Origin of the sequence: Pseudomonas sp. A-RE-19, from assembly GCF_019956555.1 — a bacterium.
In the GTDB taxonomy this organism is placed as follows: Bacteria; Pseudomonadota; Gammaproteobacteria; order Pseudomonadales; family Pseudomonadaceae; genus Aquipseudomonas.
Genome location: NZ_JAHBDQ010000039.1, coordinates 1 through 21,522, shown reverse-complemented (window position 1 = coordinate 21,522; position 21,522 = coordinate 1). Strand labels below are relative to the sequence as shown.

Here is a 21,522-nt window from a genome sequence, read left to right as displayed (position 1 = left end):
GAGCGAGGCTTGCCCGCGAAGGCGTCCTCAAGTACGCCAAAAGCTTCGCGGGCAAGCCTCGCTCCTACAGGGTTATGTGTTGTGTCAGCTCAGTTCGCCGCACAGGTCGAGCTCAACCAGCCGCCGAACTTCAGCGGTTTCAAGCCCGGCGCCCAGCAGCGCATGCAACTTGCCGAACGCTGCCTCGCGAGTCATGCCGCCACCGGACAGCACTCCGACGCCCCGCAAACGACTGCCGGCTTCGTACACATCCAGTTCGACGCCACCTTCATGACATTGCGTGACCGCGACCACCACCACGCCTTTGTCCCGCGCACGGCCCAGGCTGGCGAGAAATTCAGGGTTGTCGCTCGGCCCGGTTCCACTGCCATAACATTCCAGCACCAAACCCCGAATGCCGCTGTCGAGCAGGCCATCCAGTACCTCGGCAGCGATGCCGGGGAACAGCGGCAGCACCGCGACCTTCGCCAGCTGTTTAGGCTGGTTGTAGTTCAGCCGCTCAGGTATCGAGGAAACTTTTACGCCGCCACCCTGACGCTCCAGACGCTTGAACGGATGCCGACCGAAGCTGCGCACTTTCGCGCAGCGGGTCGGGTCGAGCAGTTCGCCATGGAAGTACAGATGAACACCGGGCGCCAGACCTTGGCCCAGAGCAACCAACGCACCGCCGAGGTTTTCCCAGGCATCGCTGTCGGTGACGCCGGCTGGCAGCATCGACCCGGTAAAGCACACGCGGGCGTGCAGGCCGAGCAACTGGAAGCTCATGGCCGCGGCGCTGTAGGCCAGGGTGTCGGTGCCATGCAGGATCAACACGCTGTCGCAGCCTTGAACATCAACGGCGTCGACCACCGCTTCACGCAGTTGCTGCCAGTACGCAGGCGTCATGTTGGCGCTGTCGATCAGCGGCGACATCTCGCGAAAGCGCCACTGCGGCACCACCAGGTCGGGTTGGCTGTGCAGGTAGTCGCGCATCCGCGCTTCGAAACCGGACGCCGGGGCCAGGCCGTTGGCGCTGGCCTGCATGCCGATGGTGCCACCGGTGTACAGCACCATGACGTGCTGGGCAGCAGGAAAGGTCGAGGAATTCATGGAGGTTCTCCGAAAACGATGTGGGAGCGAGCCTGCTCGCGATGGCAGCGATGTGGTCTCAAGCTCGAACCAAAACGGCAGCATCAAAAAAGCTGCCACAACATACGACCGAGCATGACGCCGGTCGCAAGCTGTGTCACGCCGGGCGCAGGGGATGCGCCCGGTTTTTTACCGATCAGCGTTGCGCTGCGGTCACGCCTTGCGGCTCGGTTTCGGCCGTAGGAGCGATGGCTGGCGGATTGGCCGGCCAGGCTTTGAGGTCCAGGTCCAGATCCGGGAACTTGCTCGAATCGAACACCGGGGTCTTGATGCCGGCGGCGCGCTGGTCATCGTAGTCACGCAGGATACGCATGCCGACCTTGAACAGCAGGAACAGCGCGATCAGGTTCACGAACGCCAGCAGGGTCATGGTGATGTCGGCGAACGCGAACACTGTGCTCAGGTTCTCGATGGCACCCCAGAAGATCAGTACCAGTACCAGCGCGCGATAGCCGATCAGCACCTTGCGGTTTTCGCCGATCATGAAGCGCAGGTTGCTCTCGCCCAGGTAGTAGTTGTAGAGGATCGAGGTGAACACAAACAACGCCAGGGCCACGGAGATGAACATCCGGCCCCAGTCACCGACTACGGCAGCCAGGGAGTTCTGGGTCAGGGCAATGCCGTCGCCTTCGAAGCCTGGGGTGTAGAAGCCCGACAGCAGGATCAGCAATGCCGTGCAGGTGCAGATCACGAAGGTATCGAGGAACACGCTGAACGCCTGAACCACGCCTTGCGCGACAGGGTGCTCGACCGAGGCCACGGCGGCCACGTTCGGCGCACTGCCCAGGCCGGCTTCGTTGGCGAACACGCCGCGCTTCACGCCCATGACGATGGCGCTGCCGATCAGGCCGCCGAACGCCTGGTCCAGACCGAAGGCGCTTTTGACGATGGTCATCAACATGCCCGGTACGTGGTCGAACTGCAGCACGATCACGTAGATGGTCACGGCGATGTACACCAAGGTTTTCACCGGTACCAGCAGGTCAGCGACCTTGGCGATCCGCTTGATACCGCCGATGAACACCAGACCCAGCAATACCGCCAGGCCCAGCCCGGTGTATGTGGTGTCGAGGCCGAAGGCGTTGTTCAGCGAGTGGGTCACGGCGTGGGCTTGCAGGCCGTTGAAGGCGAAGCCGAAGGTGATCAGCAGCAGGAACGCCATGATCATGCCCAACCAGCGCTTCTGCAGACCATGCTGAATGTAAAAGGACGGGCCGCCACGGAACTGGCCTTCGGAGTCGCAGCGCTTATAGAGCTGGCCGAGGGAGCATTCGAAGAAGCTGCTGGACATGCCGACCAGCGCAGTCACCCACATCCAGAACACCGCACCGGGGCCGCCGAGGGTCACGGCGATGCCGACACCGGCGATGTTGCCTGCGCCGACGCGGCCAGCGAGGCTGAGCATCAGGGCCTGGAACGAGCTGAGTTGACCGGCGCTGCTGCGCAGGCTGTCGCGGAACACGGCGAACATGTGAAAGAAATGGCGGAACTGAACGAAACGCGAGCGGATCGTGAAGTAGCTACCGAGCCCGACGATGAGCACGATCAGTACTTTCCCTGAGAGGAAGTCGTTGATGACTTCGAGCATGGATTTTTCCTCGCTGTTTTTTGTGGGTGCAGATGCTGGATGGGCCGACATATTGCGTTACACCCGCTTGCGCGTGGCTCAGCAGGTGGATCGACGTTCGTTCCGGTTCCATATCGCGGGATTGTTATTAGTTCGGGTTTCGCATGGGTTTGGGCCTCGTTAACGACGACCGCTCACGCGAAGAGGGCCGGCACTATACATAAGGAGAGTGCCGTCCGTCTGCACGATTGTGGTGCAAGCGACGAAACGAGAGTGCTGCAAATCAAAAAATCGCAGCCTTCGACAGCTTCTACAGAGGTCTCAAATCCCGTAGAAGCTGACGAAGGCTGCGATCTTGGCGGCACTTAAAACATTCGACATGTTCGAAAATCCGCAAAGTGTTAAAAAAAAGGGCTTGGGGGAACAAATCCCCAAGCCCTCAAAAGGTGAGAGGTGTCTAGTCCCTCGACCTGGTGAGCGTGGCTCTTCATGAGAAGAGCCTGCGTTTCGATCAAGCCTTCAGAGGCACGAGACGCGGAGCAATCATGTTTTCCGGGCGCAGGATGTCGGCGAGCATTTCTTCGTCGAGCAAGCCTTCTTCGCGCACCAGTTCCAGCACGCCGCGGCCGCTTTCAAGGGCGACACGGGCAATGCGGGTGGCGTTTTCATAACCGATGTACGGGTTCAGCGCGGTGACCAGGCCGATCGAGTGTTCGACCAGTTCACGGCAGCGCTCTTCGTTGGCGGTGATGCCGACGATGCAGTGTTCGCGCAGCATGTCCATGGCGCGCTGCAGCAGACGGATCGAGTCGAAGATCTTGAACGCGATCAGCGGCTCCATCACGTTCAGTTGCAGCTGGCCGCCTTCGGCCGCGATGGTCAGGGCCAGGTCGTTGCCGATGATCTGGAAAGCAACCTGGTTCACGGCTTCAGGGATAACCGGGTTGACCTTGCCTGGCATGATCGAGCTGCCTGGCTGACGCGCAGGCAGGTTGATTTCGTTGATGCCGGTGCGTGGGCCGCTGGACAGCAGACGCAGGTCGTTGCAGATCTTCGACAGCTTGACCGCGGTGCGCTTGAGCATGCCGGAGAACAGCACGAAAGCGCCCATGTCGGAGGTGGCTTCGATCAGGTCGGCGGCTGGAACCAGCGGTTGACCGCTGATCAGGGCCAGACGCTGAACGGCCAGGGCCTGGTAACGCGGGTCGGCGTTGATGCCGGTACCGATCGCGGTGCCGCCCAGGTTCACTTCGGTCAGCAATTCTGGCGCCAGGGTCTTCAGGCGCGCCAGGTCTTCGCTCAGGGTGGTGGCGAAGGCGCGGAATTCCTGACCCAGGGTCATCGGCACGGCGTCTTGCAGCTGGGTACGACCCATCTTCAGAACGTGGCTGAACTCTTCACCTTTGGCGGCGAACGACTGGATCAGGCTGTCGAGGCTGGCCAGCAGTGCATCGTGACCCAGCAGCAGGCCAAGACGGATGGCGGTCGGGTAGGCGTCGTTGGTCGACTGCGCCATGTTCACGTCGTTGTTCGGGTGCAGATACTGGTATTCGCCCTTGCTGTGGCCCATGGCCTCCAGCGCGATGTTGGCGATGACTTCGTTGGCATTCATGTTGGTCGAAGTGCCAGCGCCGCCTTGAATCATGTCCACCACGAACTCTTCGTGGAAATCGCCGCGGATCAATCGGGCACAGGCTTCGCTGATGGCAGCGTGCTTGGCTTCGCTCAGGTGACCCAGCTCGCGGTTGGCGTCAGCGGCGGCCTGTTTGACCATTGCCAGGCCGACAACCAGCTTCGGGTAATGCGAAATCGGAACGCCGGAGAGACGGAAGTTGTTCACCGCTCGCAGGGTCTGGATGCCGTAATACGCTTGAGCAGGTACTTCGAGTACGCCAAGCAGGTCTTTTTCTGTGCGGAAAGATGCAGCGGAGGACATGATAGAAATCATCTCGATAGGGACCCGGTCTATGCCGGAACACGGCAAATGCTAGGCTTGTGAATAATTTTGGGCCAATGCTGTTAAACACTAGCCTATGCACATTCGGCATAATGCCCATGTGACGCCGCGCGTGCGGCGAGCGTGTGACCTAAATTGGTGCGTGTCCGGGAGGGCGTGATGAATCTGGAAAGCAAATGGCTCGAGGACTTCAGTGCTCTGGCCGCCACCCGCAGCTTTTCCCAGGCGGCTGAACGACGCTTCGTGACCCAGCCGGCATTCAGTCGGCGGATCCGCAGCCTCGAAGCCGCGCTGGGGCTGACCCTGGTCAATCGCTCCCGCACGCCGGTCGAACTGACGGCGGCGGGGCAGCTGTTTCTCGTTACCGCGCGCACCGTGGTCGAACAGCTCGGCGAAGTACTGCGCCACCTTCATCACCTTGAAGGCGGGCAGGGCGAGGTGATGCAGGTTGCCGCCGCGCACTCCCTGGCGCTGGGTTTCTTCCCGCGCTGGATCGCGCAGTTGCGCAACGAAGGGCTGAACATCGCCACGCGACTGGTAGCGACCAACGTCGGTGATGCCGTGCATGCGTTGCGCGAAGGCGGCTGTGATCTGATGCTGGCGTTTTACGACCCGGACGCGGCCATGCAAATGGACCCGGAGATTTTCCCGTCGCTGCACCTGGGGGATACCGAAATGCTCCCGGTCTGCGCCGCCGACGCCGATGGCAAACCGTTGTTTGATCTGGAAGGGGAGACCAGCGTGCCGCTGTTGGCCTACAGCGCCGGGGCCTTTCTCGGGCGTTCGGTCAACATGTTGCTACGCCAGCGCGCCCTGAGGTTCACCACTATTTACGAAACCGCCATGGCCGACAGCTTGAAGAGCATGGCGCTGGAAGGTTTGGGCATCGCCTGGGTGCCACAGCTGAGCGTGCGCGCTGAACTGGCTCGTGGCGAGTTGGTCGTCTGCGGTGGCCCGCAATGGCATGTGCCGCTGGAAATTCGTCTGTATCGCTGCGCGCTGGTGCGCAAGGCCAATGTGCGGTTGCTCTGGCGCAAACTTGAGGGCGGCGTAGCACAGAGTTCTTGAATATGCCGACTAACCCTGTGGGAGCGAGCTTGCTCGCGATAGCGGACTAATATTCAACACAAATGTCGACCTGGCCGACGCCATCGCGAGCAGGCTCGCTCCCACAAGGGGATTTGGGGGGCGTTTCGGTTGACCTTCAAGTCAATAAAACCGGGCCTTTGGCTCATATGACAGATGGTCGTATCGGGGGCTGTTTATCTGCTTCATTGAGGTATACTGCGCGGCCTTCGGCCGGTTCGTCCGGCCATTTTTCGTACAAACAAGCCACGCATTTCTGCGTGGCTTGTTGTTTTTTGACGCGCCTGCGGGCGCCCAGAGAGAAGAGGCACGACGATGAGTGCACTGGTTGGCGTGATCATGGGCTCCAAGTCCGATTGGTCCACCCTTAGCCACACCGCCGATATGCTGGAAAAGCTCGGCATCCCTTACGAGGTGAAAGTGGTCTCTGCCCACCGCACCCCGGACCTGCTGTTCCAGTACGCCGAAGAGGCTGAGGCGCGTGGCATCGAGGTGATCATCGCCGGTGCCGGTGGCGCGGCCCACCTGCCTGGCATGTGTGCGGCCAAGACCCACCTGCCGGTGCTGGGCGTGCCGGTGCAGTCGTCGATGCTCTCGGGTGTCGATTCGCTGCTCTCTATTGTGCAGATGCCCGCGGGCATTCCGGTCGCCACCCTGGCCATCGGCAAGGCCGGCGCGATCAACGCAGCCCTGCTTTCGGCGAGCATCCTGGGCGCCAAGCACCCGCAATTTCATACCGTGTTGAAAAAATTCCGCGCTGAGCAGACAGACAGCGTCCTGGACAATCCAGACCCACGCATCGCCTGAGGTTGTTGACGATGAAGATTGGTGTAATCGGTGGCGGCCAGTTGGGTCGCATGTTGGCGCTGGCGGGCACTCCGCTGGGCATGAACTTCGCTTTCCTGGACCCGGCGCCGGATGCTTGTGCAGCCGCGTTGGGCGAACACCTGCGGGCCGACTACGGCGATCAGGATCACCTGCGTCAACTGGCCGATGAAGTCGATCTGGTGACCTTCGAGTTCGAAAGCGTCCCGGCCGAAACCGTGGCGTTCCTGTCGCAATTCGTCCCGGTGTACCCGAGCGCCGAAGCGCTGCGCATCGCTCGTGATCGCTGGTTCGAGAAGAGCATGTTCAAGGACCTGGGGATTCCGACGCCTGCGTTCGCCGACATCCAGTCGCAAGCGGATCTGGATGCTGCCGTGGCTTCCATCGGTCTGCCGGCCGTGCTGAAAACCCGCACCCTGGGTTACGACGGCAAGGGCCAGAAAGTCCTGCGCAAGCCTGAAGACGTGGTCGGCACCTTCGCCGAGCTGGGCAGCGTCGCCTGCCTGCTGGAAGGTTTCGTGCCGTTCACGGGTGAAGTCTCGCTGATTGCCGTGCGTGCTCGCGATGGCGAAACCCGGTTCTATCCGCTGGTGCACAACACTCACGACAACGGCATTCTCAAGCTGTCCGTGGCCAGCACCGACCACCCGCTGCAAGCGTTGGCTGAAGATTACTCCAGCCGTGTACTCAAGCAGCTGGAGTACGTTGGCGTGATGGCGTTCGAGTTCTTCGAAGTCGACGGCGGCCTCAAGGCCAACGAAATCGCCCCGCGCGTGCACAACTCCGGGCACTGGACCACCGAAGGCGCCGAGTGCAGCCAGTTCGAAAACCACCTGCGGGCCGTCGCCGGTCTGCCGCTGGGTTCGACGGCCAAGGTCGGCGAGAGCGCGATGCTCAATTTCATCGGCAAAGTGCCGGACACTGAAAAAGTCCTGGCCATCGCCGACTGCCATTTGCATCACTACGGCAAGGCCTTCAAGGTCGGTCGCAAGGTCGGTCATGCCAGCCTGCGCTGTGCCGATCGTGAAACGTTGGCTGCTCAGATCCTCAAGGTCGAAGCGCTCATTGCCGAATAGTTTCATGTGGCCGCGGCGGAACCTTCAGGGGCCGCCGTTCTCTGATGGCAGGATGCCAAAGTCTGTCTAGGCTTTCGGCATATTCAATTCAATCAGAGGGAAATGCCATGGGAATTATCGGAACCATCTTTATCGGCTTGATCGTCGGTCTGCTGGCTCGGTTTTTGAAACCGGGCGATGACAGCATGGGCTGGATCATGACCATCCTGCTCGGTATCGGCGGTTCGCTGGCAGCCACTTACGGCGGCCAGGCCCTGGGCATCTACCATGCAGGTCAGGGCGCAGGTTTCATCGGTGCGCTGGTGGGTGCAGTGGTGTTGCTGGTGATCTATGGCTTGATCAAAAAGAACTGATTGAAGTGACGAAGCCCTCTCTGCGTCATCGCCGGAGAGGGCTAGAATGCTCGGCGTTGCCATCGTCACATTGTCCTATCCTTTGCTGAGCTCATTCATGCGCCGTCTTCTGTTGACTCTTCTCTTCCTGGGCAGTGGTTTGGCCCACGCCGGCGAACTGCCGGAAACCGACTGGCTCGAACTGATGCCCAAGTCGGACCAGAAAGCCCTCGAGGCCATGCCCGAAATCGATCACAACTCCCCGGAATCCAATGGCACCTTTACCCAAAAGGGTGGCATGAAGCAGAGCAAAGGCTTGCCGGCGGTGATGTACTCGACCAAAACCGTGCCGTCGATGAACGACAAACACATCCGCATCGGCGGTTATCCGGTGCCGCTGGAATCTGATGCCAAGGGCCGCAGCACGCTGTTCTTCCTCGTGCCGTATCCAGGCGCTTGCATCCACGTGCCGCCACCGCCACCTAACCAGTTGGTGCTGGTGCGTTATCCAAAAGGCTTGAAGCTGAATGACATCTACACACCGCTGTGGGTGACCGGCACGCTGAAGATCGAGACGGTCAACAACGACCTGGCGGATGCGGCCTATGCGCTGGATGCGGCGCAGGTGCGGGTGGTTAAAGAGTCGGATTTGTAAAAACGCCAGTCAGCCTGGCACAGATCAAAATGTGGGAGCGGGCTTGCTCGCGAAGGCGGCGTATCAGTCGACATTAATGTTGCCTGACATACCGCCTTCGCGAGCAAGCCCGCTCCCACATTCGTTTTGTGGCGTTAAAGGGATTTGCTGGCGATGCTCACGCCCAGTGTATGACTCGCCCCGGGTGCCAGCTTCACCACATCATCCATCACATTCGCCGTCTCAATGCACAACATGCGCTGCCAGCCATCGTCGGCCATGTCGCTGAACGCTGCCGCGCGGTCGATCCACGGGTTCCAGATCACGGCCGAACGCGAACCACTGCTGGTCAGCTCAATGCGCCGTTCCCACGCGGGATCGACAATGCTCAGCTTCGCCGGGGTATTGAGATAGATGCGGTCGGTTTCGCCGGTAAAGCGCAAGTCACCGGTTTGGGTGACGGTTTTCCAGTCGTCCAGCGTCTCGATGTAACTCAAGCCATCCAGCCCTTCAACGTGCACGTTGCGCACATCGCTGACGGCGAAATAGCTGTGCAGCGCCTGGCTGATCGTGACGTGTTCGGCGCCCTTGTTTTCGCTCGTCAGGCTGATATGCAACTGCTCATCCAGGCGAATGCTCAGCTTCAAATCCACCTGATGCGGCCAGCCTGGCAAGCCGCCTTCGGGGTAGGGCAGGATAAATTCCACCTTCAGGCTTTCGCCCTCGGTTTCGATGCCACCCAGTTCCCAGTCCATCGCCCGCACCAGACCATGGGCGGTCGGCGGTTCCTGGCTGACGCGCATGGCCTGGACGCTCTGCGGGTTGCGCGACAGGTTGCCGAACCATGGCCAGCACACCGGCACGCCTGCGCGGATGCTCTTGCCGGCCTTGAACACCGCTTCGTCGTTGAGCCAGATCAGTGGCGGTTCGCCGGCCAGTTGATAACTGAGGATGTGCGCGCCTTGCTGGGCTACCAGCAATTCGGCCTGACCGTGGCGGATGCGCCAGCAATTCAGTTCATCCAGTTTCACGGCTTCAACGTTGGGCGTGCTCATGGGGCAACTCTCGATCAGGAACAGGACTGCAATGGACCGCAAAACGGTCGCCGGGTTTAACGCCCACTTTTTTTACGGGCTCCGGTTTTTACGAGCTCCGGTTTAACGAGCCCTGGGCGGAACCGAGCGAGTGCGGCCACTGCCGTCGATGGCGACGAACACGAAGACGGCTTCGGTCACTTTACGCCATTCGCTGGACAGCGGATCGTCGCTCCAGACTTCGACCATCATCTGAATCGAGCTGCGGCCGATTTCCAGGGCCTGGGTATAGAAGGAGAGCTGAGCGCCCACCGCTACCGGCACCAGGAACGCCATGCGGTCGATCGCAACGGTGGCCACGCGCCCACCGGCAACCTTGCTGGCCATTGCGGTGCCGGCCAAATCCATCTGCGCCACCAGCCAGCCGCCGAAAATATCGCCAAAGCCGTTGGTTTCACGCGGAAGCGCGGTGATTTGCAGGGCCAGATCGCCTTGCGGGATTGGATCTTCTTGTTCGAGCTCTATCATGCCGGGGGGCCTCTGACCCGTGACTCTTCATTTGTACTTCAGGTTGAATAGCCGTCTCTAAGAAAAACGATTCAGCCCCGAACATACTACGTTCGTCACGTTTTTCGTAAGGCGCCTAAAGGGAAACTCTGCGAAATCGGCTGACAGGTGCCAACGACGGTTTCGCACAGCAACCCCTTACAAGCCGTTGCAATGTTGCGAGTATATCGATCGGTAGACTCCGAGACGACCGCCCGGTTCTCATTTTGACCGTCAAATACGCGTCTCTATGTGCTTTTTCGAACAATTTGCTATCGTGCCGAACCTGCCCAAGCCTCTGCCAGCGTTGTTGGGGTTGCAGATCCGACTATAAGAGAAGCCCTTGCCATGACCACAGCGCCCTCGAGCATCGCGCAGCCCACCCAACCCGCACGTCCGTTGACCCGCAATGACTACAAGACATTGTCGCTGTCTGCCTTGGGCGGCGCGCTGGAGTTCTACGACTTCATCATCTTCGTGTTCTTCGCCACGGTGGTCGGCAAGCTGTTCTTCCCCGCCGACATGCCCGAGTGGCTGCGCCTGATGCAGACGTTCGGCATCTTCGCCGCCGGCTACCTGGCGCGGCCGCTGGGCGGCATCGTCATGGCGCACTTCGGTGACCTGCTGGGACGCAAGAAGATGTTCACCTTGAGCATTTTCATGATGGCGGTGCCGACCCTGATCATGGGTTTGCTGCCGACTTATGCGCAGATCGGCATGTGGGCGCCGATCCTGTTGCTGTTGATGCGGGTGATCCAGGGCGCGGCGATTGGCGGTGAAGTGCCGGGGGCCTGGGTATTCGTTTCCGAACACGTGCCGCAGCGGCACATCGGTTATGCCTGCGGCACGCTGACCAGCGGTCTGACTGCCGGTATCCTTTTAGGCTCGCTGGTCGCCACCGCGATCAACAGCATTTACACGCCGGTGGAGGTGTCGGATTACGCCTGGCGGATTCCGTTCCTGCTGGGCGGCGTGTTTGGCCTGTTCTCGGTGTACCTGCGCCGCTGGCTCCACGAAACCCCGGTGTTCGCCGAACTGCAATTGCGCAAGGCTCTGGCCGAAGAAGTGCCGCTGCGTGCGGTGTTGCGTGACCATCGCGGTGCGATTCTGATTTCCATGCTGCTGACCTGGCTGTTGTCCGCCGGCATCATCGTGGTCATCCTCATGACTCCGACCGTGCTGCAGACCGTCTACCACTTCCCGCCGACTACTGCGTTGCAGGCCAACAGCCTGGCCATTGTGTTCCTGAGCCTGGGTTGCGTGACTTCCGGTGCATTGGCTGACCGCTTCGGCGCCGGCCGGGTGTTCGTGTTCGGTAGTGCCGCGCTGCTGATCAGTTCATGGACGTTCTATCACAGCCTGTTCAACCATCCCGACTGGCTGTTCCCGATGTATGCCCTGACCGGTCTGCTGGTCGGGACCATTGGTGCGGTGCCGTATGTGATGGTCAAAGCCTTCCCGGCGGTGGTGCGATTTAGCGGGTTGTCGTTTTCCTACAACCTGGCCTATGCCATCTTCGGAGGCCTGACTCCGATGGTTGTCACGCTGTTGCTCAAGGAAAGCCCGATGGGGCCGGCCTATTACGTAGCGATTATTTGCGGTGTCGGGATTGTGGTGGGCGGTTATCTCTGGAAGAAAGGGCGATAGGCCGACGCTTTCATCGACTGCACTGGCCCCATCGCGAGCAGGCTCGCTCCCACATTTGTTCTGTGTTCACCGCAGATCCCCCCTGTGGGAGCGAGCCTGCTCGCGATGAAGGCGACGCGAATCATCTTGTAAATCCAAATGCTGGCCTTTCATCCAATTGTCATATTTCAGCCATAGAGTGTTCACACGGCTTGCTGATACTTGGCCGACTTAACACACCTATCTGCTAGGAGTAAGGCATGAAACTGAAGCGTTTGATGGCGGCAATGACTTTTGTCGCTGCTGGCGTTGCGACTGCCAACGCGGTTGCCGCTGTTGACCCTGCTATCCCGAGCTACACCAAGACCACTGGTGTGTCGGGCAACCTGTCCAGCGTCGGCTCCGATACCCTGGCCAACCTCATGACCCTGTGGGCTGAGAACTACAAAAAAGAATACCCGAACGTAAACATCCAGATTCAGGCCGCTGGCTCCGCCACTGCGCCACCTGCGCTGACTGAAGGCACCTCCAACCTGGGCCCGATGAGCCGCAAGATGAAGGACACCGAACTGGCGGCCTTCGAGCAGAAGTACGGCTACAAGCCAACCGCTATCCCGGTTGCCGTGGATGCCTTGGCCGTGTTCGTACACAAAGACAACCCGATCCAGCACCTGACCATGGAACAAGTCGACGCGATCTTCTCCTCGACTCGTCTGTGCGGCGCCAAAGCTGACGTGAAAACCTGGGGTGACCTGGGCGTGACCGGCGACCTGGCCAACAAGCCGGTGCAACTGTTCGGTCGTAACTCGGTATCCGGCACCTATGGCTACTTCAAAGAAGAAGCCCTGTGCAAAGGCGACTACAAGCCAAACGTCAACGAACAACCAGGCTCGGCTTCGGTCGTGCAGTCGATCAGCTCCTCGCTGAACGGCATCGGTTACTCGGGCATCGGCTACAAGACCGCCAGCGTGAAGACCGTGGCCCTGGCCAAGAAAGGCAGCACTGACTTCATCGAAGACAGCGAAGAAAACGCCCTGAACGGCAAATACCCGCTGTCGCGCTTCCTCTACGTTTACGTCAACAAAGCCCCGAACAAGCCTCTGGCCCCGCTGGAAGCCGAGTTCGTGAAACTGGTTCTGTCCAAACAGGGCCAGGAAGTTGTAGTGAAAGACGGTTACATCCCACTGCCAGCCAAGGTTGCTGCAAAAGCACTGGCTGACCTGGGTCTGGCGGAAGGCGGCGCTGAAGTCGCAAAAAAGTAAAACCCTAGGTCCGGGGTAAACCCCGGACCTGTGTAGGAGCGAGGCTTGCCCGCGAAGGGATCACCTCGCTTTCAAGGGAGAACCGAGGCGATACCTTCGCGAGCAAGCTTCGCTCCTACAAAGGCTCAGGGTTGCCACGCTGGCAACCCGGCCCTCCCAAATTTCCGATCCACTGCCAGTTCCCACAGGCGGCGGATTTGTTGCGTCACTGCATTGTCATCTTTCTGTCATACAGGATCGCTAGGGTGTGCGCATGAATGATCTGGCCAATTCCACCATGACTACTAATCCCCCCAAGCGAATTGATTTCAATACGCCTGAGCTGCACCGCAAGCGCCGTATTCGTGCGCTGAAAGATCGCCTGACTCGCTGGTACGTCCTCGTCGGCGGCCTCGCCGTTCTGGGCGCGATCACCCTGATCTTCTTTTTCCTCGGTTACGTCGTCGCGCCTCTGTTCCAGGGTGCCGACCTGACCGCCAAGGACGCCATCACGCCCGCCTGGATGCAAGACGCCGGCAAGCCGCTGATGATCTCCCTCGAAGAACAGAACCAGGTGGCCATGCGGGTTTCCGACAAGGGCCAGGCGCTATTCTTCGATATCGACACCGGCGCCGAACTGCGCCGTGTCGACCTGCCGATCCCGGCCGGTACCAGCGTGACGTCCATCGGTGAAGATCAACCCGGCCATCCATTGGTGGCGGTGGGGTTGTCCAACGGTCAAGTGCTGGTGTTCCGTCACACGTATAAAGTCAGTTACCCGGAGGGCAAGAAAACCATCTCGCCCGCCATCGAGTATCCGTACGGCGAAGCGCCAATCGTGCTGAACGAGGCGGGCGGTGCCCTGGAGCACATCAGCCTCAACGCTACCGATACGACCCTGCTGCTGGCCGGCGCCACCGGTGCGCAGTTGCATGTCATGTCGCTGTCCAGCGAAGAAAACATGATGACCGGCGAAGTCACCAACGAGCAGAAGCGCATCGAACTGCCGCAAATGACCGAACCGGTGAAGAATATCTTCGTCGACCCGCGCCAGCAGTGGCTGTACGTGGTCAACGGTCGTGCCCAGGCCGACGTTTTCAGCCTGCGCGACAAGAGCCTCAACGGTCGCTACAAATTGCTCGAAAACGGCGATGCCGAGATTACCGCCAGCACCCAGCTGGTGGGCGGTATCTCGCTGATCCTCGGCGACTCCAAGGGCGGCCTGGCCCAGTGGTTCATGGCCCGCGACACGGATGGCGAACTGCGGCTGAAGCAGATTCGTACCTTCCAGATGGGCACTACGCCGATCGTTGAAATCACCGCTGAAGAACGTCGCAAAGGCTTCGTTGCCCTCGATGCGTCCGGCAAACTCGGCGTGTTCCACAGCACCGCTCACCGCACCTTGCTGGTGGACCAGGTGGTCGACGGCCAAGGCCTTTTCGGCCTGTCGCCACGGGCCAACCGCGTGATCGTGGAGCAGGGCGGCAAGCTGCAACCGCTGTTGCTCGATAACCCGCACCCGGAAGTTTCCTGGAGCGCGTTGTGGAGCAAGGTCTGGTACGAGAACTACGACGAGCCTAAATATGTCTGGCAATCGACCGCCGCCAACACCGATTTCGAACCCAAGCTGAGCCTTTCGCCGCTGACCTTCGGTACCCTGAAAGCTGCGTTCTACGCCATGCTGCTGGCCGCGCCACTGGCCGTTGCGGCGGCGATCTATACCGCGTACTTCATGGCTCCAGGCATGCGCCGCAAGGTCAAACCGGTGATCGAGTTGATGGAAGCGATGCCGACGGTGATCCTCGGCTTCTTCGCCGGCCTGTTCCTCGCACCTTATGTCGAAGGGCATCTGCCCGGCATCTTCAGCCTGCTGATGCTCGTGCCGATCGGCATTCTGGTGGCGGGTTTCGTCTTCAGTCGCCTGCCTGAGTCCATCCGCCTGAAAGTGCCGGACGGCTGGGAAAGCGCGATCCTGATCCCGGTGATTCTGTTTGTGGGCTGGCTGTCGCTGTATATGAGCCCGTACATGGAAACCTGGTTCTTCGGTGGCGACATGCGCATGTGGATCTCCCACGACCTGGGGATCACCTACGACCAGCGCAACGCTCTGGTGGTCGGCCTGGCCATGGGCTTCGCGGTCATTCCAAACATCTACTCCATTGCCGAAGACGCCGTGTTCAGCGTGCCTCGCGGCCTGACCCTGGGCTCTCTGGCCCTCGGTGCCACGCCGTGGCAGACCATGACGCGTGTGGTGATCCTCACGGCCAGCCCGGGCATTTTCTCGGCACTGATGATCGGCATGGGCCGTGCGGTCGGTGAAACCATGATCGTGCTGATGGCCACCGGTAACACCCCGGTCATGGAAATGAACCTGTTCGAAGGCCTGCGCACCCTGGCGGCCAACGTGGCGGTGGAAATGCCCGAATCGGAAGTCGGCGGCAGCCACTACCGCGTGCTGTTCCTCTCGGCGCTGGTGCTGCTGTTGTTCACCTTCGTCATGAACACCCTCGCGGAACTGATTCGTCAGCGTCTGCGCAAGAAATACTCGTCGCTTTAAGAAAGGTAGAAGTCTGTGAAACAGAACTCCCTGAATGGATGGTTCAAGAGCGGCGCCCCCGGCGTCTGGATCAGCGGCGGCGCGGTGTCCATTGCGGTCATCATGACCATTGGCCTGCTGGCGGTGATTGCCGTGCGCGGTCTGGGTCACTTCTGGCCGGCGGACTTGGTGCACGCCAATTACGACGTGCCGGGACAGGCCAATCACCTGGTCATCGGTGAAGTGGTGCAGAAGGAAGAAGTGCCACGCGAGCGCCTGAAAAGCGCTGGCCTGCCGGTGCCCGACCAGGGCCCGGAGTTCATGACCCGCGAGCTGATCAAGGTCGGCAACCGTGACCTGAACGGCAATGACTTCACCTGGACCGTTGGCGAGTGGCTGACCGACCAGAAGACGCCACCTGAGTTGATGACCATCGAACGTCGCGAGTGGGGCAACTTTTACGGTTACCTGGTCAACGTCAAACAGGACGGCAAGGTCATCGCTGAAGGCGAGGCCGCTTGGCCTGAGTTGCAGGCGCGTGTCGATCGCGTCAACCAGCTCGCCGCACAGCTCAAGACTCTGGAAAAGACCGACATCGGTGCGATCAACGCCGGCCTTGAACGCGTGCGTCTGCACGGTCGCAAACTGGAACTGACCGGCCATCTTGACGCTGCCGCACAAGCCGATATGGAGTCCGAGCGCGCCGAGCTGAATGCCCGGTATCAGGAAGTCGAAGCGCGTCTGAACGACCTGCACACCCAGTTCAATCGCGACAGCCTGACTGCTCGCGACGCCAACGGCAAAGAGGTCGAAATCGGCATCGGCAAAGTGGTTCACGCCTACCAGCCGAACGCCATGAGCACCTTCACCAAGCTCGGCTTCTACTTCAGCAAGGTCTGGGAATTCCTCAGTGACGACCCGCGTGAAGCGAACACCGAAGGCGGGATTTTCCCGGCGATTTTCGGCACCGTGATGATGACCCTGATCATGGCGATGATCGTCACCCCGTTCGGCGTACTGGCAGCGGTTTACCTGCGTGAATATGCGAAACAGAACACCATGACGCGCCTGATCCGCATCGCCGTGAACAACCTCGCGGGCGTTCCGGCGATCGTTTACGGCGTGTTCGGTCTGGGCTTCTTCGTCTATGTACTCGGCGGTTCGGTTGACCGGTTGTTTTTCCCTGAAGCACTGCCGGCACCGACCTTCGGTACACCGGGCCTGCTCTGGGCCTCGCTGACCCTGGCGCTGCTGGCGGTGCCGGTGGTGATCGTGGCCACCGAAGAAGGCCTGGCGCGGATTCCTCGCACCGTTCGCGAAGGCTCGTTGGCCCTCGGCGCGACCAAGGCTGAAACCTTGTGGAAGATCGTGCTGCCGATGGCCAGCCCGGCCATGATGACCGGCATGATCCTCGCCGTGGCTCGCGCCGCCGGTGAAGTGGCGCCGCTGATGCTGGTAGGTGTGGTGAAACTGGCACCGTCGCTGCCGCTGGATGGCAACTACCCGTACCTGCACCTGGACCAGAAGATCATGCACCTGGGCTTCCACATTTATGACGTCGGCTTCCAGAGCCCGAACGTCGAAGCCGCGAGGCCACTGGTGTACGCCACCGCATTGCTGCTGGTGCTGGTGATCGCCACGCTCAACTTGTCGGCCGTTTATATCCGTAACCATCTGCGCGAAAAATACAAAGCACTGGATAGCTGATTACTGCCGCTCCCTGTAGGAGCCAGGCTTGCCGGCGAAGGCGATATCAAGGACGCCTTCGCGGGCAAGCCTCGCTCCTACAGAACGGCGACACCGCTGGCCCAATCTTGTGAGGCCAGCGGCTCACTGAACCGAATTTGTTAGCACAGGGAGCCTCCCATGCAGCACGAAGCACACACTCACGGCATCAACATGTCGGCCCTGGGCCGCGACAAACAGAGCCTGAGCCTCGAGCAGGAAACCGTGGCCATCGAAGTGCCGGGCCTGAGCCTGTTCTACGGCGACAAACAAGCGCTGTACGACGTCAGCATGAACATCCCGAAACAGCGCGTGACCGCCTTCATCGGCCCGTCCGGCTGTGGCAAGTCCACGCTGCTGCGTACCTTCAACCGCATGAACGACCTGGTGGACGGCTGCCGTGTCGAAGGCGCGATCAACCTCTACGGCAACAACATCTACCGCAAGGGCGAGGACGTGGCCGAGCTGCGTCGCCGAGTCGGCATGGTGTTCCAGAAGCCCAACCCGTTCCCGAAAACCATCTACGAAAACGTGGTTTACGGTTTGCGCATCCAGGGCATCAACAAAAAGCGCATCCTCGACGAAGCCGTTGAGTGGGCGTTGAAAGGCGCGGCGCTGTGGGATGAGGTAAAAGACCGTCTGCACGAGTCGGCGCTCGGCCTGTCCGGTGGTCAGCAGCAACGTCTGGTGATTGCCCGCACCATCGCCGTGGAGCCGGAAGTGCTGCTGCTCGACGAACCGTGCTCGGCACTCGACCCGATCTCCACGCTGAAAGTCGAAGAGCTGATCTACGAACTGAAATCCAAGTTCACCATTGTTATCGTGACCCACAACATGCAACAGGCCGCGCGGGTTTCTGACTACACGGCGTTCATGTACATGGGCAAACTGGTGGAATTCGGCGACACCGATACCCTGTTCACCAATCCGGCGAAGAAGCAGACCGAAGACTACATCACCGGTCGTTACGGCTAGGAAGCTGTGGTTGCTCACTGAACTGACGCTGCGGTCCACCGCACCTTACCGGACGCTCCAAGGACGCCAACATGATTAGTAAAGAAGGCCTTACCCATCACATCTCCCAGCAATTCAACGCTGAGCTCGAGGAAGTGCGCAGCCACCTCCTGGCCATGGGCGGGCTGGTCGAGAAACAGGTCAACGACGCCGTCACCGCGCTGATCGAGGCCGACTCCGGCCTGGCCCAGCAAGTGCGTGAGATCGACGACCAGATCAACCAGATGGAACGCAACATCGACGAAGAATGCCTGCGCATTCTGGCCCGTCGTCAGCCAGCGGCGTCGGACTTGCGTCTGATCATCAGCATCTCCAAGTCGGTGATCGACCTGGAGCGTATCGGCGACGAAGCCACCAAGATCGCCCGTCGTGCCATCCAGTTGTGCGAAGAAGGCGAAGCGCCGCGCGGTTATGTCGAGGTTCGCCACATCGGCGACCAGGTGCGCAACATGGTTCGCGATGCCCTGGACGCGTTTGCCCGCTTCGACGCCGACCTGGCATTGTCGGTGGCGCAGTACGACAAGATCATCGACCGCGAATACAAGACTGCGCTGCGTGAACTCGCCACTTACATGATGGAAGACCCGCGCTCCATCTCGCGGGTCTTGAGCATTATCTGGGTGCTGCGCTCGCTGGAACGGATCGGTGACCACGCGCGCAACATCTCGGAACTGGTGATTTACCTGGTGCGCGGTACCGACGTGCGTCACCTGGGCCTCAAGCGCATGAAGGAAGAAGTGCAAGGCACAAGTGCCGAAAGCGCTAATGTTCCGGGCAAAGCTGACGATAAGTAAGGTTGCCCAAGAAAAGCGCCCGGCCCTTTGGCCGGGCGTTTTTGTTTGTGTGGCTTTCGAATTGAAAAGCCGAATATGAATAGAAAAGCAGCACCCGCGAACGAAAAGTCCCGGCGTGACTGAAGAGTTTTGGCAAAGTGCCATCAGCCAGCGTTATGCTTGCCGGGATTTTTAAAGGGGTGTTGGATGAGCAAGATCAGTGTGTTGGTCGTGGACGATGCGTCGTTCATTCGTGATTTGGTGAAGAAGTGCCTGCGCAACTACTTCCCGGGGATCCGGACCGAAGATGCAGTCAACGGCAAAAAGGCCCAGGCCATGCTGGCCAAGGAAGCATTCGACCTGGTGTTGTGCGACTGGGAGATGCCGGAAATGTCCGGTCTGGAACTGCTGACCTGGTGCCGCGAGCAGGACAACCTCAAGACCATGCCGTTCGTGATGGTGACCAGCCGTGGCGACAAAGAAAACGTTGTCCAGGCGATTCAGGCCGGCGTTTCCGGCTACGTCAGCAAACCGTTCACCAATGAGCAGCTGCTGACCAAGGTCAAGCAGGCGCTGAACAAGGTCGGCAAGCTCGACACCTTGATGAACAGCGCGCCGACCAAAATGAACTCGGCGTTCGGCAATGACTCCCTCAGCGCGTTGACTGGCGGCAAGGCTGCCGTGGTTACGCCATCGGCAGCTGTCGTCAACCCGTTCGCCAAACCTGCTGCCGCGGCACCCGCTGCGGCCGCCGCGCCGTCCCGCGGCCTGCTCAACAGCCCGCCAGTCAAGGCACCTGCCGCCTCCGCCGCCGCATCGGCGGGTGGTCGTGGCCAAGGTCAGCTGCGCCTGCCGAGCGGCACTCAGCAGTGTGTGATCAAGGCCCTGAGCATCAAGGAAGCGTTGCTGGTGGTGAAACGCACCGAGACCCTGCCGCAAGTCCTCGATAGTGCCGTACTCGACCTGGAGCAGGGCGACAACGCCGAAATTGCCCGTCTCAACGGTTACCTGCACGCCATCGTCGCCCACGAGCCGAAGCCCGACAGCGAGTGGCTGCAACTGACCTTCCGTTTTGTTGATCAGGATGCGCAGAAGCTCGACTACATCTCCCGTCTGATCGCCCGTGGCACGGCGCAGAAGCATTTCGTACCGGGCGCGTAAACTCGGCGTCGACTGACCCAAAGTCATCGCGAGCAGGCTCGCTCCCACATTGGAATGCATTCCAATGTGGGAGCGAGCCTGCTCGCGATGGGGCCATCGAACTCACCGCACATCCCTTGAACCTTCCATCTTGAAACATCTGTCGACAACGCTGGTCCATTTCAGCTGCTAGGCTCTTTCCCAGGCCTTACTCGACAGAATCTTGCCCATGCTCGCGCGCCTGCTGTTTTTCTGTGGTCTTTTCATGGCCTCCACCTCGGTTGTGGCCATGACGATCTACAGGTCCACCAATGCCAGTGGTGTGGTCTCTTACAGCGACCGCCCCACCAAAGGCGCGAAGGTGTTCGTTTTTCGGGACCGGATGGAAGAGCACCTCGAGCGACAGGTGTACCTCGACATCAAGAAACAAAAGGGCATGGACAGTGTGTTCGTGCGTAACGACCTGTACGCGCCGGTCGAGATCGAGCTGAGTTTCGCCGGGTTGAACAATGTCAGTGGCGCGCCGAGTCGACCGATCCGTCGGGTTCTGCCGGCGCGCAGTAACATTCGTCTGGCGCTGCTCAAGGCGATGAATGCCGCAAGGCCGCTGGTGTATATACCAAGGTTCGAATACTCCCTGGGTGACCCCGCAGGGGCCGCCATGGCGTATCGATATCCGTTGCCCTGGCGTGGTGGGCCGTTTCGGCTGACTCAGGGTGCCAATGGCCAATACAGTCACTACGGGCCGAAGAATCGATATGCGATGGACATCGCCATGCCCGAAGGCACGCCGATCATTGCGGCGCGTGGCGGGGTGGTGGTGAAAACCGAGAATGGCCAGACCGGGCGCGGCACCGATCCGTCGGGCAATTTCGTGCGAGTGCTGCACGATGACGGGACCATGGGCGTGTACCTGCACCTCAAGAAAGGCTCAGTCTGCGTACGGGAAGGTCAGCGCGTGGCGGTGGGCAGTGCGCTGGCGCTGTCGGGCAACACCGGCAACAGCAGCGGCCCGCATTTGCACTTTGTGGTGCAGCGCAATACCGGGTTGGGGCTGGTGTCGATTCCGTACCAGTTCAATCAATCGGTAGGCGCATTGCCCAACTTTGCGTTGGGCAAGCAGTGAAGCGTCAAAGTCAAAAGATCGCAGCCTTCCAGACTGTGTGAAAACCTAGCCATTTGCGCAACGATTCAAGAAAATGCCCCGTATTGAAAGATACGGGGCATTTTTGCTGTGGCGTATATCCAAGGTGAACCACGAAACCAGACCAGCCTATTCCCG

The 21,522-nt window shown here is 60.2% G+C and carries 18 protein-coding genes; 13 read left to right on the top strand and 5 right to left on the bottom strand.

The annotated features are described in order from the left end of the window. Window positions 1–84 precede the first annotated feature (84 nt). The 3 genes from KGB14_RS21350 to aspA all read right to left on the bottom strand — a co-directional run bounded on the left by KGB14_RS21350 (window position 85) and on the right by aspA (window position 4,631). Window positions 85–1,089 carry an asparaginase gene (locus KGB14_RS21350; protein ID WP_223488677.1) on the bottom strand — a complete coding sequence of 335 codons (1,005 nt, stop codon included), beginning with the start codon at window positions 1,087–1,089 and terminating at the stop codon, window positions 85–87. A 175-nt stretch (window positions 1,090–1,264) separates the two neighbouring features. Further along, window positions 1,265–2,716 (bottom strand): alanine/glycine:cation symporter family protein, encoded by a 1,452-nt coding sequence (locus KGB14_RS21345; protein WP_223488676.1) that lies wholly within the window; start codon window positions 2,714–2,716, stop codon window positions 1,265–1,267. 490 nt (window positions 2,717–3,206) lie between these two features. Further along, window positions 3,207–4,631, bottom strand: coding sequence for an aspartate ammonia-lyase (aspA, locus tag KGB14_RS21340; protein ID WP_123357143.1), 1,425 nt, complete (start codon window positions 4,629–4,631; stop codon window positions 3,207–3,209). A gap of 180 nt (window positions 4,632–4,811) precedes the next feature. Here aspA and KGB14_RS21335 point away from each other — a divergent pair, with 180 nt between their 5' ends. From KGB14_RS21335 to KGB14_RS21315, 5 genes are all read left to right on the top strand, one after another. Further along, window positions 4,812–5,720: a LysR substrate-binding domain-containing protein gene (locus tag KGB14_RS21335; protein WP_223488675.1), complete on the top strand. Its 909-nt coding sequence runs from the start codon at window positions 4,812–4,814 to the stop codon at window positions 5,718–5,720. A gap of 333 nt (window positions 5,721–6,053) precedes the next feature. Then, a complete protein-coding gene (purE, locus tag KGB14_RS21330) occupies window positions 6,054–6,545 on the top strand; it encodes a 5-(carboxyamino)imidazole ribonucleotide mutase (RefSeq protein ID WP_003196369.1) in 492 nt (163 codons plus the stop codon). Window positions 6,546–6,556: 11 nt separating this feature from the next. Then, entirely contained in the window at window positions 6,557–7,639 is a 1,083-nt protein-coding gene (locus tag KGB14_RS21325; RefSeq protein ID WP_223488674.1) for a 5-(carboxyamino)imidazole ribonucleotide synthase, read from the top strand. Between the two features lie 107 nt (window positions 7,640–7,746). Beyond that, on the top strand, window positions 7,747–7,992 hold the full coding sequence (locus KGB14_RS21320; RefSeq protein ID WP_105342430.1) for a GlsB/YeaQ/YmgE family stress response membrane protein: 246 nt from the start codon (window positions 7,747–7,749) through the stop codon (window positions 7,990–7,992). Between the two features lie 97 nt (window positions 7,993–8,089). Beyond that, window positions 8,090–8,626: a DUF3299 domain-containing protein gene (locus tag KGB14_RS21315; RefSeq protein ID WP_223488673.1), complete on the top strand. Its 537-nt coding sequence runs from the start codon at window positions 8,090–8,092 to the stop codon at window positions 8,624–8,626. 134 nt (window positions 8,627–8,760) lie between these two features. Here KGB14_RS21315 and KGB14_RS21310 read toward each other — a convergent pair whose 3' ends face one another. After that, on the bottom strand, window positions 8,761–9,660 hold the full coding sequence (locus KGB14_RS21310; protein ID WP_223488672.1) for a D-hexose-6-phosphate mutarotase: 900 nt from the start codon (window positions 9,658–9,660) through the stop codon (window positions 8,761–8,763). A 102-nt stretch (window positions 9,661–9,762) separates the two neighbouring features. Next, window positions 9,763–10,167, bottom strand: coding sequence for an acyl-CoA thioesterase (locus tag KGB14_RS21305; RefSeq protein ID WP_007896491.1), 405 nt, complete (start codon window positions 10,165–10,167; stop codon window positions 9,763–9,765). Window positions 10,168–10,533: 366 nt separating this feature from the next. Here KGB14_RS21305 and KGB14_RS21300 point away from each other — a divergent pair, with 366 nt between their 5' ends. The 8 genes from KGB14_RS21300 to KGB14_RS21265 all read left to right on the top strand — a co-directional run bounded on the left by KGB14_RS21300 (window position 10,534) and on the right by KGB14_RS21265 (window position 21,366). Beyond that, on the top strand, window positions 10,534–11,832 hold the full coding sequence (locus KGB14_RS21300; protein ID WP_223488671.1) for an MFS transporter: 1,299 nt from the start codon (window positions 10,534–10,536) through the stop codon (window positions 11,830–11,832). Window positions 11,833–12,071: 239 nt separating this feature from the next. Next, a complete protein-coding gene (locus tag KGB14_RS21295) occupies window positions 12,072–13,073 on the top strand; it encodes a phosphate ABC transporter substrate-binding protein PstS (protein WP_018927390.1) in 1,002 nt (333 codons plus the stop codon). A 502-nt stretch (window positions 13,074–13,575) separates the two neighbouring features. Beyond that, window positions 13,576–15,609, top strand: a complete 2,034-nt coding sequence (locus KGB14_RS21290) for an ABC transporter permease subunit (protein WP_223488678.1) — start codon at window positions 13,576–13,578, stop codon at window positions 15,607–15,609. A 15-nt stretch (window positions 15,610–15,624) separates the two neighbouring features. Continuing rightward, complete coding sequence (gene pstA / locus KGB14_RS21285; RefSeq protein WP_223488670.1) at window positions 15,625–17,295, top strand: phosphate ABC transporter permease PstA; 1,671 nt, start codon at window positions 15,625–15,627, stop codon at window positions 17,293–17,295. A gap of 159 nt (window positions 17,296–17,454) precedes the next feature. Beyond that, entirely contained in the window at window positions 17,455–18,288 is an 834-nt protein-coding gene (pstB, locus tag KGB14_RS21280) for a phosphate ABC transporter ATP-binding protein PstB (protein WP_008150054.1), read from the top strand. Window positions 18,289–18,359: 71 nt separating this feature from the next. After that, window positions 18,360–19,121: a phosphate signaling complex protein PhoU gene (gene phoU / locus KGB14_RS21275; protein WP_223488669.1), complete on the top strand. Its 762-nt coding sequence runs from the start codon at window positions 18,360–18,362 to the stop codon at window positions 19,119–19,121. 186 nt (window positions 19,122–19,307) lie between these two features. Continuing rightward, complete coding sequence (locus KGB14_RS21270; RefSeq protein ID WP_223488668.1) at window positions 19,308–20,261, top strand: response regulator; 954 nt, start codon at window positions 19,308–19,310, stop codon at window positions 20,259–20,261. Between the two features lie 208 nt (window positions 20,262–20,469). Continuing rightward, complete coding sequence (locus tag KGB14_RS21265; RefSeq protein ID WP_223488667.1) at window positions 20,470–21,366, top strand: peptidoglycan DD-metalloendopeptidase family protein; 897 nt, start codon at window positions 20,470–20,472, stop codon at window positions 21,364–21,366. Window positions 21,367–21,522: the final 156 nt, after the last annotated feature.